Origin of the sequence: Rathayibacter sp. RFBD1 (genome assembly GCF_002932915.1) — a bacterium.
In the GTDB taxonomy this organism is placed as follows: Bacteria; Actinomycetota; Actinomycetes; order Actinomycetales; family Microbacteriaceae; genus Rathayibacter.
In genome coordinates this window covers 175,681-191,866 of sequence record NZ_PSWQ01000020.1, presented here as the reverse complement: position 1 = coordinate 191,866, position 16,186 = coordinate 175,681, and the positions used below count along the sequence as shown (strand labels likewise).

Here is a 16,186-nt window from a genome sequence, read left to right as displayed (position 1 = left end):
GCACTGTGACATCGCCCAGCGCTGGGGCCGGGGCCTTGTCGGAACCCGCCAGGATCGGCCGGGTCGAGCCCTTCAGAGGCCGCCGGACAGGCGCTCGACGGCCGCGTCGATCCGCTCGTCGGAGGCCGTCAGCGAGAGGCGCACGTGCTCGGGGAAGCCCTCCCCGTAGAAGACGCCGGGGCCCGCGAGGACGCCGAGGCGGGCGAGGCGGTCGATGGACTCCCAGGCCGGGCGGCCCTCGGTCGCCCACAGGTAGAGGCCGGCCTCGCTGCGGTCGATCCGGAAGCCCGCGGACTCGAGGGCGGGCCGGAGGCGGTCGCGGCGGGAGCGGTAGCGCTCCTTCTGCGCGGCGACGTGCTCGTCGTCGGCGAGGGCGACGATCATCGCCTCCTGCAGCGGACCGGGCACGATCATGCCCGCGTGCTTGCGGACGGTCACCAGGCGCGCGATCAGGGCCGCGTCCCCGGCGACGAAGGCGGCGCGGTAGCCGGCGAGGTTCGACTGCTTGCTCATCGAGTAGACGCCGAGGACCCCGGTGCGGTCCTCCCCCACCACGCGCGGGTCGAGGACGCTCGGGATCGGCTCGTCGGCCCAGCGGCCGTCCCAGCCGAGCTCGGCGTAGCACTCGTCCCCCGCGATCACAGCGCCCAGCTCACGGGCACGCGCGACGGCGCGCTGCAGGGCGGGCACGTCGAGCACGGCGCCATCGGGATTGCCGGGAGAGTTGAGCCAGACCAGGCGGGTCGTCGCGGGCCACTCGGCGGGGTCGTCGGAGGCGAGCGCCTCGGCCCCGGCGATCGCCGCGCCCATCGCGTACGTCGGGTACGCGGCGCGCGGATGCACGACCACGTCCCCCTCCCCGAGTCCGAGGAGGAAGGGCAGCCAGGCGACGAGCTCCTTGGAGCCGATCGTCGGCAGGACCTCGTCGACTCCGAGGCCCTCGACTCCGCGCCGCCGCGCGTACCAGGCGGCGATCGCCTCGCGAAGAGCGGGCGTGCCCACGGTCGTGGGGTACGCGTGCGAGTCCGTCGCGCGGGCGAGCGCGTCGCGGATCGGGGCGGGCGTCGGGTCCACCGGCGAGCCGATCGACAGGTCGACGATCCCGCCGGGGTGCTCCGCCGCCGTGCGGGCGAAGGGCGCCATCAGGTCCCAGGGGTAGTCGGGCAGCGCGCCGAGGGCCACGGGAGCGGCCTCAGTGGCTCTGCGGAGGCAGCGCCGCGATGACCGGGTGGTCCTTCGCGATCACGCCGACCTTGGCGGCTCCGCCCGGGGAGCCGATCTCGTCGAAGAACTCGACGTTGGCCTTGTAGTAGTCGGACCACTCCTCGGGGAGGTCGTCCTCGTAGTAGATCGCCTCGACGGGGCAGACCGGCTCGCAGGCACCGCAGTCCACGCACTCGTCCGGGTGGATGTAGAGCGAGCGCTCGCCTTCGTAGATGCAGTCGACCGGGCACTCGTCGATGCAGGCGCGGTCTTTGACATCGACGCACGGAAGTGCGATCACGTAGGTCACGGTGCTCCAGGTCCCTTCGAACAGTGTCTCTATCGTACGGGGGCCGACGGGGCGTCGGCGTCCGCGGGCCGCGGGGCGGCGGCGGGAGAGGCCGCCCGCAGCCGTGGCCACGCGATCACGACGAGGGCGATGAGGGCGGGGAGGAAGGTCCAGGCCACGCCGAGGCCGTTCGCCGGGACGAGGACGGATCCGCCGGTGCTGCGCAGGGCGAGCAGCCCGATCATCCCGAGCAGGCCCATCGCGGTGCAGAACGCGACGAACCGGTCGATGAGCACGAGGCGCAGCCCGAGCAGGAGCAGCAGCACGCCGGCGAGGGAGGCGGCCAGGCCGACCGGGAGGACGACTCCGCCGACCGACACGGTGCTCTGGTGAGCGACCGTCGTGATCGCTCCGACCACCGCGCCGACCAGGACTCCGGCGACGCCCGACAGCACGCGCGATCCCAGCGTCGGACGCTCCTCCGGCAGCGGCGCCGGACGGCCCGCCTGCGCGACCGGGCGGAAGCGCTCGATGCGGCCGATGGGGAACGGCGGACCGCTCGAGAGGCGGGCCTCGTCGCCCTCGACCACCAGCTGCGTCGCGTGCGCCTCGAGGGCCGCGCGCTTGCGGGCGTGGTCCTCGGCGGACAGCTCGATCACGACGTCCTCGGGGAGGGGCGGGGCCGCGTCGGGGAGGACGGCGAGGAAGCGCAGGCCCAGCAGCTCGGCGGCGCGCTCGGCGACCCGGGCGGTGCGGACGTGGTCCGGGTGGCCGTAGCCGCCGCCCGCGTCGTAGGACAGCACGACGCCCGCGTCGACCTGCCGGAGGACGGCGACGAGATCCGCCACCTCCTCGTCCTCGGGCGCGGCGGTGAAGGACGCGGGATGCACCGGCTCGAGCGGCACCGGGACGCGGCCGGGCCCCCACTGCATGCCGGAGTCCCTGTAGACGCGCGGAGCGAGGCCGGGTGCGCGGGCGCCCGCCTCGCCGAGGAAGCGGTGGTCGGCGACGCCGAGGGCCGTCAGGGCGACGACGAGCTCGGTCGTCCGGTGCGCGGCCAGCTCGGCCGAGCCCTCGAGCGGAGCGAGGTCCTCGGGGATGACCTCGCCGCACTCGCCCCGCGTGGCGGTGACGACGGTGACGGAGGCGCCCTGCGCCACCAGCCGCGCCAGGGTCCCGCCCATGGTGATCGTCTCGTCGTCGGGGTGGGCGTGCACCGCCACCACCCGCTCCGCTGCTGCGTCCCGGCCCGCGTCCACTCTCCGCCTCTCGTCCTGCGCGGCCTCCGCTGCGGGCGCTTCTGGACAGCGACCGGGCAGCGGACTACAGTCGACCCGGGTTAGGCAAGGCTTACCGAACAACGGAGGCCCGCCGACCGGATCGACTCGGGGCGGGAGTCGCCCCCTCCTCGTCCACCATCGACCAAGAGAACACGCGTGCTCGCAAACTACCTCATCGGCCTCCGCGAAGGCCTCGAAGCCGGCCTCGTGGTCGGGATCCTCGTGGCCTACCTGACCAAGCTCGGCCGGCGCGACGTGCTGCCGCGGCTCTGGACCGGTATCGCCGCGGCGATCGCGATCTCGCTCGTCACCGGTGCGATCCTCACCTGGGGCCCCTCGACCCTGTCGTTCCAGGCCCAGGAGCTCATCGGCGGCGGCCTCTCGATCCTCGCGGTCGGGCTGGTCACCTGGATGATCTTCTGGATGGGCGCGAACGCCCGCAGCATGAAGGGCGACCTCGAGTCCCGGCTCGACGGCGCCGTCGCGGGTTCGGCCCTCGGCATCGTGGTCCTCGGCTTCATCAGCGTCGGGCGCGAGGGCATCGAGACGGCCCTCTTCGTCTGGGCGAGCGTGTCCTCGAGCAGTGCGGGGTCCGGATCCAGTGCGTGGGTCGGCACGGTCGGCGCGCTGCTGGGCATCCTCAGCTCGGTCGTCATCGCGTACCTGATCTTCCGGGGCTTCGTCCGGATCGACCTCGGGCGCTTCTTCACCTGGACGGGCGGCTTCCTCATCCTCGTCGCGGCCGGCGTCCTCTCCTACGGCGTCGGCGACCTGCAGGAGGCGTCGCTCCTGCCCGGCTGGGGCACCCCGCTGTTCTCGCTCGGCCCGATCCTCCCGCCGCCCGTGACCGCCGTGGTCGGCGGCCTCTTCAACTACACGCCCGAGCCGACCGCTCTGCAGTTCGCCGCCTGGCTGCTCTACCTCGTCGTCGTCGGCGCCCTGTTCGTCCGCCAGGTCCGCCTGCGCGGCCCGCGACGGGGCAGCGCGGCCCCGGTCGCCGCTCCCGCTCCCACCTCCGTCTGACCCGCTCTGGCACCGCCGGCGCACTCGCCCCGATCCAGGAGAAGCATGTCCTCGCGCGCTCGTCCCACCCTCCCCCGCGTCACCCTCGGCCTCGCCGGCGCCGGCGCCCTGGCGCTGATCCTCACGGGCTGCGTGCCGAACACCCCCGCGTCCTCCTCCTCCGTCGCGCTCGACGTCGCGATCAGGGACGACGCCTGCGAGGTGTCGACGGCGACCGCCGAGGCGGGAGCGGTGACGTTCTCACTGACCAACGGCGGCTCGGACGTCAACGAGTTCGAGATCCTGGCCGAGGACAAGCTGCGGATCGTGGGCGAGAAGGAGAACGTGACCCCGGGCCAGAGCGTCTCCTACGTCGCTCAGCTCGAGCCGGGCACCTACTACACCGCCTGCAAGTTCCAGCAGGTCGGCGCCCCGGTCGGGCTGAGCGAGTTCACCGTGACCGGTGAGGCCACCGCGCAGTCGGCGGACGAGAAGGCGGCGACGGAGGCGGCGGTCACCAACTACGTGGCGTACGTGAAGTCGCAGGTGGGCGAGCTGCTCCCCGCGGTGGCCGAGTTCGCCCAGGCCTACGAGGCCGGCGACGACGAGAAGGCGCGCGGCCTCTTCGCGTCGACCCGCGTCTTCTACGAGCGGATCGAGCCGACCGCGGAGGCGTTCGGCGACCTCGACCCGCGCATCGACTACCGCGAGGTCGACGCCGTCGCCGAGGGCCTGGACTGGACCGGCTTCCACCGCATCGAGAAGGACCTGTGGGCCCCCGCGGAGGGTGCGCTCAACTCCGACGGCACGAGCGCGCTCCTCGACTGGGCGCCCTCCACCCCCGAGCAGCGCGCGCAGTTCGGCCAGGGCCTCGTCGACGACGTGCAGAGCCTGGCCGACCTCGTGAACGCGCCCGGCTTCACCGTCTCGGTGGGCGACATCTCGAACGGCGCCATCGGCCTGCTCGACGAGGTCGCGGCCGGCAAGATCACGGGCGAGGAGGACTGGTGGTCGAGCACCGACCTCACCGACTTCGCCGCGAACGTCCAGGGCGCGGAGGTGGCGTTCGGCAACGTCGAGCCGATCGCGACCGCCAGCGGCGACGAGGGCGCCGACCTCACCGGACGGATCACGCAGCGGTTCTCCGAGCTCGACGCCCTGCTCGCGCAGTACGGCTCGATCGACTCCGGCTTCGCCGCGTACTCCACCGTCACCGCGGAGCAGAAGAAGGAGCTCTCGGACGCGGTCAACGCTCTCTCCGAGCCGCTCTCGCAGCTGACCCACACGGTGCTGGGCGTCGAGGAGCCGGCCGCGTAGTGGACGCCGAGCAGCACGAGGGAGCCCGGCCGACGGAGTCCGAGCAGCCCGCCGACGAACCCCGCCGCCTCTCGCGGCGCGGGCTGCTCGGCCTCGTCTCGGCGGGGACGGCCGGGCTGGCCGCCGGAGTGGGCGGCACAGTGGCCGTCACATCGTCCTCGAGCGCGACGGCCTCCTCCGCCCCGCGCACCGTGCCGTTCTTCGGCGCGAACCAGGCGGGCATCACCACCGCCGCGCAGGACCGGCTGCACTTCGCCGCGTTCGACCTCGCCGCGGGCACCACGCGCGAGGACCTCGTCGAGCTCCTGAAGGACTGGACGCTCGCCGCCTCGCGGATGACCCAGGGCCTCGAGGTCGGCGAGACCGGCGCGGTGGACGGGCCGGACACGGCTCCCCCGGATGACACCGGGGAGGCGCTCGGGCTCGACGCCGCGTCGCTCACCGTCACGGTCGGCTTCGGACCCACCCTCTTCACGGACGAGTCCGGCGCCGACCGCTTCGGCCTCGCCGACCGCCGGCCTCCGCAGCTGCAGGCACTGCCCCGCTTCCGCGGCGACGCGCTCATCCCCTCGGCCGGCGGCGGGGACCTCTGCATCCAGGCCTGCGCCGACGATCCGCAGGTCGCCGTGCACGCCATCCGCAACCTGAGCCGGATCGCGTTCGGCCGGGCCTCGCTCCGCTGGTCGCAGCTCGGCTTCGGCCGCACCTCCTCGACGTCCACCGCCCAGGCGACTCCGCGCAACCTCTTCGGCTTCAAGGACGGCACGGCGAACGTGAAGTCCGAGGAGGCCGACGCCGTCCAGGAGCACGTCTGGGTCCCGTCCTCCGACGGCCCCGCGTGGATGGTCGGCGGCAGCTACCTGGTCGCGCGGAAGATCCGGATGATCATCGAGACGTGGGACCGCAGCCAGCTGGGCGAGCAGGAGCGGGTCATCGGCCGCAGCAAGGGGTCCGGAGCCCCGCTCTCGGGCGGCACGGAGTCCACCGAGCCCGACTTCGCAGCGGCCGGCGCCACAGGTGCCCCGCTGATCGATCAGGAGTCGCACGTGCGTCTCGCGCACCCGAGCGTGAACAACGGGGTGCGCCTCCTGCGGCGCGGCTACAACTTCGTCGACGGCAACGACGAGCTCGGACGCCTGAACGCAGGGCTGTTCTTCCTCTCGTTCCAGCGCTCCCCGGAGCAGTTCGTCACCGTGCAGCGGAACCTCGCGACGGACGCGCTGAACGAGTACGTGAAGCACGTCGGCTCGGCCGTGTTCGCGGTGCCGCCCGGTGCCCGCGACGAGACCGACTTCCTCGGCTCCGGCCTCTTCGCCTGATCCCTGAGAGGACCCGCACTCCGTCCCAGGATCCGGCGGGCGCACTCCACGGCGCGCCGAAGCCTGCGCCCGTAGCGTCGTCGGCGATGTCCGGGAACAGTGCGAGAAGCGGCCTGACCAAGCGCGAGCGCCAGGAGCTCGCCCGAGCGCAGGCGCGGGATCGCCGCGAAGCGGAGAGGCGCCGGCGGCTTCGGAACCGGCTGCTCGGGCAGGGCGGAGCGGTCGTCGGGCTCCTCGCGGTCGTGGCCCTGGTCTGCTGGAACGTCTGGTCCCAGCAGGAGGTCGCGAGCGCCGGCCCGGCGAACATGCTCAGCGACGGCATCGTCCTCGCGGGCGACGGCTCGGCCGTGACGGCGACGACGACCGCGGCACTCGCTCCGGGAGCCTCCCCCGTCCCGACCGACGAGAGCGCCACGCGGGCGGGCGGAGTCGTCGCCGTCGACCTCTACGTCGACTACCTCTGCCCGTACTGCGGGCAGTTCGAGAAGGCGAACGCCGAGCAGTTGCAGTCGTGGCTGACGAAGGGGGCGATCACGCTCGAGATCCACCCGGTGGCGATCCTCGACTCCTCCTCGGCCGGCTCCGAGTACTCCAGCCGGGCCGCGAACGCCGCGGCGTGCGTCGCCGACGAGGATCCGGACCGCTTCCTCGCCGTGAACGCGGCGCTCTTCGCGCAGCAGCCGGCGGAGGGGACGACCGGCCTCGACGACGACGCTCTGCGGGCGCTGGTGACCGGAGCGGGCGTCACCGACGACGACGTCCTCGCCTGCATGACCGCGGGCGAGTTCCGGCCCTGGGTGAAGGCCGCGACCGAGCGGGCCACCTCGCTCCCCCTCGCGAACTCCTCCCTTCCGAAGCTCGAGTCGACGCCGACCGTGCTGGTGAACGGCGAGCAGTACACGGGGAAGCCGGACGACGCGGCGGCGTTCGTCTCCTTCGTCACCTCGACGCTCGAGGCGGAGTCCGCGACCCCCTCTGCCTCTCCGAGTCCGGCGGGCTGATCCGGACCGCGAGGGACGGGATCGGCGCTGCACGCTGCAGCACCGGGCGGAGACGACGAGACCGGCCGGAGCATCGCTCCGGCCGGTCTCGTCGTGGGCGGGCGCCGAGGCGCCCGGGGCTCAGCCCTGCTTCTTGAGGCGGCTCGTCATGCGCGCGCGGGCGTTCGCATCGAGCTCCACCTTGCGGATGCGGACGACCTCGGGGGTGACCTCGACGCACTCGTCCTCGCGGGCGAACTCGAGGCACTCCTCGAGCGTCAGCTGACGCGACGGCGTCATCGACTCGAAGGTGTCGGAGGTGGACTGACGCATGTTGGTCAGCTTCTTCTCCTTGGTGATGTTGACGTCCATGTCGTCGTTGCGCGAGTTCTCGCCGATCACCATGCCCTCGTAGACCTCCTCGGTGGGGTTCACGAAGAAGGTCATCCGCTCCTGGAGCGCGATGATGGCGAACGGGGTGACGACGCCGTTGCGGTCCGCGACGATCGACCCGTTGTTGCGGGTGACGATCGCGCCGGCCCACGGCTCGTAGCCGTGCAGGATCGCGTTCGCGATGCCGGTGCCGCGCGTGGTGGTGAGGAACTCGGTGCGGAAGCCGATCAGGCCGCGCGACGGGACGATGAACTCCATGCGGACCCAGCCGGTGCCGTGGTTCGACATGCCGTCCATGCGGCCCTTGCGGGCGGCGAGGAGCTGCGTGATCGCGCCGAGGTACTCCTCCGGAGCGTCGATGGTCAGGTGCTCGAAGGGCTCGTGCGTCTTGCCGTCGACCTGGCGGGTGACCACCTGGGGCTTGCCGACGGTCAGCTCGTAGCCCTCGCGGCGCATCTGCTCGACGAGGATGGCCAGCGCGAGCTCGCCGCGGCCCTGGACCTCCCAGGAGTCGGGGCGTCCGATGTCGACGATCTTGAGCGACACGTTTCCGATGAGCTCGCGGTCGAGGCGGTCCTTGACCATCCGCGCCGTGAGCTTGTGGCCCTTCACCTTGCCGACGAGCGGCGAGGTGTTGGTGCCGATCGTCATCGAGATCGCCGGGTCGTCGACCGTGATGGCCGGCAGCGGGCGGATGTCCTCGGGGTCGGCGATGGTCTCGCCGATGGTGATCTCGGGGAAGCCCGCGATCGCGACGATGTCGCCGGGGCCCGCGGACTCGGCCGGGTAGCGGTCGAGCGCCCTGGTGATCAGCAGCTCGGTGATGCGCGCGTTGGTGTGGGTGCCGTCGTGGTGGACCCAGGCGACCGTCTGCCCCTTCTTGATCGTGCCGTTGAAGACGCGGAGGAGGGCGAGGCGGCCGAGGAACGGCGACGCGTCGAGGTTGGTGACGTGGGCCTGGAGGGGCGCGTCGTCGTCGTAGGTCGGCGCGGGGATGTGCTTGAGGATCGCCTCGAACAGCGGTTCCAGGTCCTCGGCGTCCGGCAGCGTGCCGTCCTCGGGCTTGTTCGCCGAGGCGCGGCCGGCCTTGCCGGAGGCGTAGACCACGGGGACGTCGAGGATCGCGTCGAGGTCGAGGTCCGGCACGTCGTCGGCCATGTCCGAGGCGAGGCCGAGGAGCAGGTCCTGGCTCTCGGCGACGACCTCGTCGATGCGCGCGTCGGGGCGGTCGGTCTTGTTGACCAGGAGGATGACGGGGAGCTTCGCCTCGAGCGCCTTGCGCAGCACGAAGCGGGTCTGGGGCAGCGGGCCCTCGGACGCGTCGACGAGGAGGCAGACGCCGTCGACCATCGACAGGCCGCGCTCGACCTCGCCGCCGAAGTCGGCGTGGCCCGGGGTGTCGATGACGTTGATGGTGATGGGACCGTCGCTCGCGTGCTTGCCGCTGTACGAGACAGCGGTGTTCTTCGCGAGGATCGTGATGCCCTTCTCGCGCTCGAGCTCGTTGGAGTCCATCGCGCGCTCGTCCACGTGGGCGTGCGCGTCGAAGGAGTTCGTCTGCTTGAGCATGGCGTCGACCAGCGTGGTCTTGCCATGGTCGACGTGGGCGACGATCGCGACATTGCGCAGGTCGGAGCGGGTGGCACTTGCCATGGATACGGACTCGTCTCGTGTTCTCGTGCAAAAGGGGGACCATCCATCGTACCGCAGCGAGGCGTCCGCACGGCGAAGGGCCCCGGATCCCCGCTCCGGAGGGCTCCGAGGAGCGCTCCAGGCGGGGCCGGGGCCCTGGTGACGGTCGCTCAGACCGCGAACTCGATGCCGGCGCCGGGGATGGCGTCGAGCAGCTCGCGGGTGTACTCCTGCTGCGGCGAGTCGAACACGGTGTCCGTCGGGGCGTGCTCGACGATCCTGCCCTTCTGCATCACGCAGACGTCGTCGGCGATCACGCGGACCACCGCCAGGTCGTGCGTGATGAACAGGTAGGTCAGCCCGAGCTCGGCCTGCAGGTCGGCGAGGAGGCGGAGGATCTGCGCCTGGACGAGGACGTCCAGAGCCGACACGGCCTCGTCGAGCACCACGATCTCCGGCTTCAGCGCGAGCGCGCGGGCGATCGCCACGCGCTGGCGCTGGCCGCCGGAGAGCTCGTTCGGGTAGCGGCTCGCGATCACGCGCGGGAGGGACACCTGGTCGAGCAGCTCGAGGACGCGCTCGCGCTGCGACGTCCGGTCGCCGACCTTGTGCACCCGCAGCGGCTCCGAGATGGTGTTGCCGATGTTGTGCAGCGGGTCGAGCGAGCCGTACGGGTCCTGGAACACCGGCTGCATGGAGCGCCGGAGCGCCAGCATGTCGCGGCCCTTGAGCTTCTCGGTCCGTCGGCCGGCGATCGAGATCGCTCCGGACGTCGCCGTCTCGAGGCCCAGCACGAGGCGGGCGATGGTCGACTTGCCCGATCCGGACTCGCCCACGAGCGCCGTGGTGGTGCCCTTCGGGATCGAGAACGACACGTTGTCGACGGCCGTGAAGTCCTCGGCCTTCAGGCCGCCGCGGCGGATCTTGAAGACCTTGGTGAGGCCGTCGACCTCGATCATCGGGGCGCCCGAGGCGACCGCGCCGGCGTGGTGCGCGGCACCCGCGCCGACCAGGTCGACCTCGCGGACGGCCTCCGACTCGCCGGGGACCGACTCCACGGCCCGGCCGGCCGTCGACTGGATGCGGCGCGACGCGAGGCTGGGCGCCGCCGCGATCAGGCGCTGCGTGTAGGGGTGCTGCGGGTTCTGCAGCACCTCCACCGAGGCGCCGGACTCGACGATGCGGCCCTTGTACATGACGATGAGCTTCTCGGCGCGCTCGGCGGCGAGGCCCAGGTCGTGCGTGATGAAGAGCAGCGCGGTGCCGTCGGTCTTCGTCAGCGTCTCGAGGTGGTCGAGGATCCGGCGCTGGACCGTGACGTCGAGCGCCGAGGTGGGCTCGTCGGCGATCAGCAGCTGGGGAGCCGCGGCCAGGCCGATGCCGATCAGCACGCGCTGGCGCATGCCGCCCGAGAACTGGTGCGGGAACTGCTTGAGGCGCTTCTCCGCGTCGGCGAGGCCCGCGTTCTGCAGGACCTCGATCGCCTTGGCGCGCACCTCCTTGCGACCGGTCGCGAGGCCGTTGGCCTTGATGGTCTCCTCGACCTGGAAGCCGACCGACCACACGGGGTTCAGATTCGACATCGGGTCCTGCGGGACGTAGCCGATCCGGCGGCCGCGGATGTCCTCGAGCTCGGTCCTCGTCGCCTTCGCGAGGTCCTTGCCGTCGAACAGCACGGAGCCGGCGGTGACCTGGCCGGTGCCGGGGAGCAGGCCGATGATCGCGGCGGCGGTCGTCGACTTGCCGGAGCCCGACTCCCCCACGATCGCGACGGTCTGGCCGTGCTCGATCGTGAGGCTCACGCCGCGGAGGGCGGGGACCAGTCCGCTGCCGGTCTGGAAGCCGACCTCGAGGTCGGTGACCTCGAGCAGCGGCCCCTGCGGTGCGTTCGGTGTCGTGGCGGTCATCGGAGGGCCCTCGCCTTCGGGTCGAGCGCGTCGCGGAGCGACTCGCCGAGGAGGATGAAGCTCAGCACCGTGACCGTCAGGGCGATCGACGGGTAGATCAGCGTCTGCGGGTTGGTGCGCAGATCGCGCTGGGCCTGGCTGATGTCGTTGCCCCACGACATGACCGAGCCGGGCAGGCCGACGCCGAGGAACGACAGCGTCGCCTCCGCGGTGATGGCCGCGCCGAGCGAGATCGTCGTGACGACGATGACGGGGGCGATCGAGTTCGGCAGCACGTGCCGGAACAGGATCGCCATGCGCGAGAGGCCGGTCGCGGTGGCGGCGCCGACGAAGTCGGCCTGCTTCACGCGGAGGACCTCGGAGCGCAGGACGCGCGCCGTCGTCGGCCAGGCGAACGCGCCGATCGCCAGGGCGATGACGAACACGTTCCGGTAGGCCGAGAAGACGGACATGATGACGACTGCGGCGAGGATGTAGGGGATCGAGAAGAAGATGTCGCCGAGGCGCATGATCACGGTGTCGACCCAGCCGCCGAAGAAGCCTGCCAGCGCGCCGCCGATGACGCCGGAGACAGTCGTGATCACGATCACGATGAGGCCGACGGTCAGCGACGTGGACGTGCCGTGGATGATCCGCGAGAAGACGTCGCAGCCCTGCTTGGTGTAGCCGAGCAGGCTGCCGTCGCCGGGGCCCTGGTTGCTGAACGAGAGCGCGCACTGGCGGGGGTCCACCGAGGTGAACAGGCCCGGGAACAGCGCGACGGCGATGATGACGAGGATCAGGACGCCCGAGATCCAGAACATGGGCCGCTTGCGCAGGTCGCGCCACGCGTCGGTCCAGAGGTTGCTGGGCTTCTCGTCGAGGCTGACGGCGTCGACCGACGCGATCGGCGTCTCCTCGAGCGGGGCCACGAAGTGGTCGATGCGGCGGGCCTTCTGCGCGCCGCCGGTGGACTCATTTGGCATAGCGGATCCTCGGGTCGAGTACGGCGTAGAGCAGGTCGACGAGGATGTTCACCACGAGGTAGAACAGCACCATGACCGTGACGAAGGAGACGACGGTCGGCCGCTCACCTCGGATGATCGCCTGATAGAGCGTGTTCCCGACTCCGGGAACGTTGAAGATGCCCTCGGTCACGGTCGCGCCGACGATCAGGAGGCCGAAGTCGGCTCCGAACTGCGTCGTGACCGGGATGAGCGAGTTGCGCAGGACGTGCACGGGGATGACGCGGCGTCGCGAGAGCCCCTTGCTGTACGCGGTGCGGACGAAGTCCGAGCCGGCCGTCTCGATGACCGAGCCGCGCGTGAGGCGGATGGCCGAGGCGACCACGAAGAGGGCGAGCACGATCGCGGGCAGCAGCAGCCTCTGGAACGACGCGTCGGCTCCGACGGTCGGAGGGAACCATCCCAGCTGGATCGCGAAGAAGGACTGCGCGATGAAGCAGAGCACGAAGATCGGCACCGACACGAGCAGGAGGCTGACGACCAGCGCGCTCGCGTCGAAGAAGCTGCCCTTGCGCAGACCGCTGATGAGACCGATGGTCAGCGCGACGACGATCTCGATGACGATCGCCATCATGGCGAGCGTCAGGGTGACCGGGAAGGTGCGGGCGAGGATCTCGTTGACGGACTGGCCGGAGAACGAGATGCCGAAGTCGCCGCGGACGACGCCTCCCAGGTAGTACAGGTACTGGACGAAGAAGGGCTCGTTCAGGTGGTACTGCTCCTCGAGGCGGGCGAGGAGTGCGGGGCTCGGCGTCTTGTCGCCGAAGAGCGACAGGAGCGGGTTCCCCGGCATGGAGAAGACCATGAAGTAGATGAGGAACGTGGTGCCGATGAGCACGGGGACGGCTTGCAGGATGCGTCGGACGATGTAGGCGAGCATGTCAGCCCAGCCGGTTCCGGAGTCGCATGGATGGGGACCTCATTCGATTGTGACCGAAACAGGGCGCTCCGCCCGTGCCGTGACCTGGTGGCCGACGGCACGGGCGAAGCGCCCCAGTGGTTCGAGCTTAGTTCTTGGTGATCTCGTAGTAGAGCGGCACCGAGTTCCAGCCGAACTCGACGTTCGACACGCCCTCGCCGTAGCCGCCGGTCACGTTCGCGTACCACAGGGGCAGCGACGGGAGGTCCTTCAGGAGGATCTCCTGGGCCTGCTGGAACGTCGTGTTCGCAGCGTCGGCGTCGGCGTCCGACAGGCCCTGCTGGAGCAGGGTGTCGAACTCGGGGTTCGAGTAGTCGCCGTCGTTGGACGAGGCGCCGGTCACGTAGAGCGGTCCGAGGAAGTTGTAGAGGCTCGGGTAGTCGGCCTGCCATCCGGTGCGGAACGCGGTCTCGATCGAGCGGTCGACGATCTTGGTGCGCGCCTCGGCGAAGGTCGGGTACGCGTCGCCCTCGGCGTCGATGCCCAGCGTGTTCTTGATCGAGTTGGTCACCGCGTCGACCCAGCCCTGGTGGCCGCCGTCGGCGTTGTAGGCGATCTTGAAGGTGCCGTCCCAGGGGCTGATCGCGTCGGCCTGAGCCCACAGCGCCTTGGCCTCGTCGGGGTTGTACTCGAGCACGTCGGCGCCGGAGAGGGCGTCGCTGTAGCCGTCGATCACCGGGGAGGTGAAGTCGGAGGCCGGGGTGCGGGTGCCCTCGAAGATCACGTCGGTGATCTCCTTGCGGTCGAAGGACATCGAGATCGCCTGGCGGCGGAGCTGGCCCTCCTCGCCGTCGAAGTGCGGGAGACGGCCCGGGATGGTGAAGGACTGGAACACGGCCGAGGGCTGGTTCACGGCGCGGTCGCCGAGGTCGCTCTCGAAGGTGCCGAAGGCGGAGTCCGGGATCTGGTCGATCACGTCGACGTTGCCGCCGAGGAGGTCGGCGTAGGAGGCGTCCTGGGTGGCGTAGAAGACGATCTTCAGGCCGCCGTTCTGGGCCTCGCGGGGGCCGGTGTACTCGTCGTTCTTGACGAGCTCGATCTGGACGTCGTGCTGCCACGCGTCGTCGCCGTCGAGCTTGTACGGGCCGTTGCCGATCGGGTTCTCACCGAAGGCGGCCATGTCGTCGAACGCGGCGGCGGGCAGCGGGTAGTACGCCGAGTAGCCGAGGCTGATCGGGAAGTCCGACTGCGGGGACTTGAGCGCGACGGTGAAGGTGGTGTCGTCCACGGCCTTGAGGCCGGTGAGCTCGCTGTCCTCGGTGTCGCTGAAGCCCTCGAAGTTCGAGAAGAACGACGCGCTGAGCTGGTTGTTCGACAGCTTGGCGCCGTAGTTCCAGGCGTCGATGAACGAGCTGGAGGTGACCGGGTCGCCGTTCGTGAAGGTCAGGCCCGACTTGATCTTGATCGTGTAGTTCTGCGCGTCGTCCGACTCGATGGACTCGGCGACGTCGTTCTCGGGGGCGCCCTTGGCGTCGTAATAGACCAGGCCCGCGAAGATCTCGTCGAGGATCTTGCCGCCGCCCACCTCGTTGGTGTTCGTCGGGATCAGCGGGTTCTGCGGCTCGGAGCCGTTCGTGGAGATGATCGCGGCGGCGTCGCCTCCCGATGCACCTCCGCCCGAGTCGTTCGAGCTGCTGCAGCCGGCCAGGACCAGCGTGCTCGCGGCGACGAGCGCCAGAGCCCCGAATCCGTAACGTCTGATGTTCACTATTCCTCCAGTGATGTGGGGGCGCGCGAGAAGTGGTTTCCCTGACGCGTGGAGTGCCGTGCGCGTGGCGACGGCGGCGGCGCACGAGACTGGTGGCCGTCGCGCGGATGCCTTCAACGAGACTATGTATTCGCCCGCTATCTGCACAAAAGCATGTGGCAACCGTTACACAGCGGTAACCGGGAGGTGGAATCCTTGCGCTGTTCTGCACGAAACGTGCGTACCGGGCGGCCGTCGCGCAACACATCGACTTCAGAGGAGACGCACGGAGTGTCCACCGACCTGTCAGGATCCGCGCCCGGACGGCGCCGGATCCGCATCGAGATCCTGCTGGTCCTCGGGCTCTCGCTGGGCGCCTCCGCGGTCTACTCGGTGGTCTCCATCGCCAACCGGCTCACCCGCTCGACCGCACTGGCCGACCAGACCGCGACGATCAACGGCGCCCTCAGCGACCGCCCGGGCTTCGACCTCGTCTACCAGCTGCTCGCGCTCTTCTTCGACCTGGTGCCGGTGGCCCTCTGCGCGTTCCTGCTCTGGCAGAGCTCGGGCCGTCCGCTCGGGCGCCTGGGGCTCGACCTGCGCCGGCCGTTCGCGGACCTGGGGACCGGGACCGTCCTCGCGGTGGCGATCGGCGCGCCGGGCATCGCGCTGTACGCCGTCGGACGCGCGCTGGGCATCACCGTGGCGGTGGTGGCCTCGCCGCTGGACGCGTACTGGTGGACGGTGCCGGTGCTCGTGCTCTCCGCGATCCGGGCGGGAGTGCAGGAGGAGGTCGTCGTGATCGGGTACCTCTTCGCCCGCCTGGGCGATCTGGGCTGGGGGCGGTGGCGGATCCTGGTGACCAGTGCGCTGCTCCGGGGCAGCTACCACCTGTACCAGGGCATCGGGCCCTTCATCGGGAACGTGGTCATGGGCCTGGTGTTCGGACTGTTCTACCAGCGCTTCGGCCGCACCCTGCCCCTGGTGATCGCCCACTCGATCATCGACATCGTCTCGTTCGTCGGGTACCCGCTGGCCGTCGCCCTCTGGCCTGAGCTGTTCGCGCCGCCGGCTCCGCGGACGTGACGACGGACCGATCGCATCCGAGGAGCCGCAGGACCGCGCCGCGCTCGACGGCGGCTCTCAGCTGCCGCGGCGTGACGCCCGCACGGTCGAGCTGCTCGCTCGTCACTACTCCGTCGAGCCCTGCCGGCACCTCCACCACGCGTTCCACACGGTCGGGCTCCCTCGTGC

At 70.9% G+C, this 16,186-nt stretch carries 14 protein-coding genes; 5 read left to right on the top strand and 9 right to left on the bottom strand.

All coding sequences use genetic code 11. The annotated features are described in order from the left end of the window. Positions 1-72 precede the first annotated feature (72 nt). From dapC to C5D50_RS10025, 3 genes are read right to left on the bottom strand one after another with little or no spacing between them, the layout of a single operon-like run. A complete protein-coding gene (gene dapC, locus C5D50_RS10035) occupies positions 73-1,182 on the bottom strand; it encodes a succinyldiaminopimelate transaminase (RefSeq protein WP_104283414.1) in 1,110 nt (369 codons plus the stop codon). Positions 1,183-1,192: 10 nt separating this feature from the next. Then, a complete protein-coding gene (gene fdxA / locus C5D50_RS10030) occupies positions 1,193-1,513 on the bottom strand; it encodes a ferredoxin (protein WP_104222984.1) in 321 nt (106 codons plus the stop codon). 29 nt (positions 1,514-1,542) lie between these two features. Then, positions 1,543-2,751, bottom strand: a complete 1,209-nt coding sequence (locus C5D50_RS10025) for a PIG-L family deacetylase (protein WP_146087928.1) — start codon at positions 2,749-2,751, stop codon at positions 1,543-1,545. 177 nt (positions 2,752-2,928) lie between these two features. On the opposite strand from C5D50_RS10025, the gene efeU reads away from it, so the two are divergent. The 4 genes from efeU (at position 2,929) to C5D50_RS10005 (ending at position 7,411) form a co-directional block, all read left to right on the top strand. Then, complete coding sequence (efeU, locus tag C5D50_RS10020; RefSeq protein WP_104222982.1) at positions 2,929-3,795, top strand: iron uptake transporter permease EfeU; 867 nt, start codon at positions 2,929-2,931, stop codon at positions 3,793-3,795. Between the two features lie 45 nt (positions 3,796-3,840). Further along, the gene (gene efeO, locus C5D50_RS10015) at positions 3,841-5,091 is read left to right on the top strand and encodes an iron uptake system protein EfeO (RefSeq protein ID WP_104283412.1); all 1,251 of its coding nucleotides are present in this window, start codon (positions 3,841-3,843) and stop codon (positions 5,089-5,091) included. Beyond that, a complete protein-coding gene (gene efeB / locus C5D50_RS10010; RefSeq protein ID WP_104283411.1) occupies positions 5,091-6,410 on the top strand; it encodes an iron uptake transporter deferrochelatase/peroxidase subunit in 1,320 nt (439 codons plus the stop codon). The genes efeO and efeB overlap by 1 nt, the downstream gene beginning before the upstream one ends. Positions 6,411-6,496: 86 nt before the next feature. Continuing rightward, positions 6,497-7,411, top strand: coding sequence for a thioredoxin domain-containing protein (locus tag C5D50_RS10005; RefSeq protein WP_104283410.1), 915 nt, complete (start codon positions 6,497-6,499; stop codon positions 7,409-7,411). Between the two features lie 120 nt (positions 7,412-7,531). Here C5D50_RS10005 and typA read toward each other — a convergent pair whose 3' ends face one another. The 5 genes from typA to C5D50_RS09980 form a co-directional block, all read right to left on the bottom strand. Beyond that, complete coding sequence (typA, locus tag C5D50_RS10000) at positions 7,532-9,436, bottom strand: translational GTPase TypA (protein WP_104225544.1); 1,905 nt, start codon at positions 9,434-9,436, stop codon at positions 7,532-7,534. A 149-nt stretch (positions 9,437-9,585) separates the two neighbouring features. Then, positions 9,586-11,322, bottom strand: a complete 1,737-nt coding sequence (locus tag C5D50_RS09995) for an ABC transporter ATP-binding protein (RefSeq protein WP_104283409.1) — start codon at positions 11,320-11,322, stop codon at positions 9,586-9,588. Beyond that, positions 11,319-12,287, bottom strand: coding sequence for an ABC transporter permease (locus tag C5D50_RS09990; protein WP_104222976.1), 969 nt, complete (start codon positions 12,285-12,287; stop codon positions 11,319-11,321). Before C5D50_RS09990 ends, C5D50_RS09995 begins: the two co-directional genes overlap by 4 nt. Continuing rightward, on the bottom strand, positions 12,277-13,206 hold the full coding sequence (locus C5D50_RS09985; RefSeq protein ID WP_104222975.1) for an ABC transporter permease: 930 nt from the start codon (positions 13,204-13,206) through the stop codon (positions 12,277-12,279). The genes C5D50_RS09990 and C5D50_RS09985 overlap by 11 nt, the downstream gene beginning before the upstream one ends. Positions 13,207-13,333: 127 nt before the next feature. Beyond that, positions 13,334-14,953 carry an ABC transporter substrate-binding protein gene (locus C5D50_RS09980; RefSeq protein ID WP_104260131.1) on the bottom strand — a complete coding sequence of 540 codons (1,620 nt, stop codon included), beginning with the start codon at positions 14,951-14,953 and terminating at the stop codon, positions 13,334-13,336. Positions 14,954-15,223: 270 nt separating this feature from the next. Here C5D50_RS09980 and C5D50_RS09975 point away from each other — a divergent pair, with 270 nt between their 5' ends. Then, positions 15,224-16,018 (top strand): CPBP family intramembrane glutamic endopeptidase, encoded by a 795-nt coding sequence (locus C5D50_RS09975; protein ID WP_258059269.1) that lies wholly within the window; start codon positions 15,224-15,226, stop codon positions 16,016-16,018. Here C5D50_RS09975 and C5D50_RS17000 read toward each other — a convergent pair. Further along, positions 15,933-16,124: a hypothetical protein gene (locus tag C5D50_RS17000; protein ID WP_374955345.1), complete on the bottom strand. Its 192-nt coding sequence runs from the start codon at positions 16,122-16,124 to the stop codon at positions 15,933-15,935. The two genes, C5D50_RS09975 and C5D50_RS17000, sit on opposite strands and share 86 nt — an antisense overlap. Positions 16,125-16,186 lie beyond the last annotated feature (62 nt).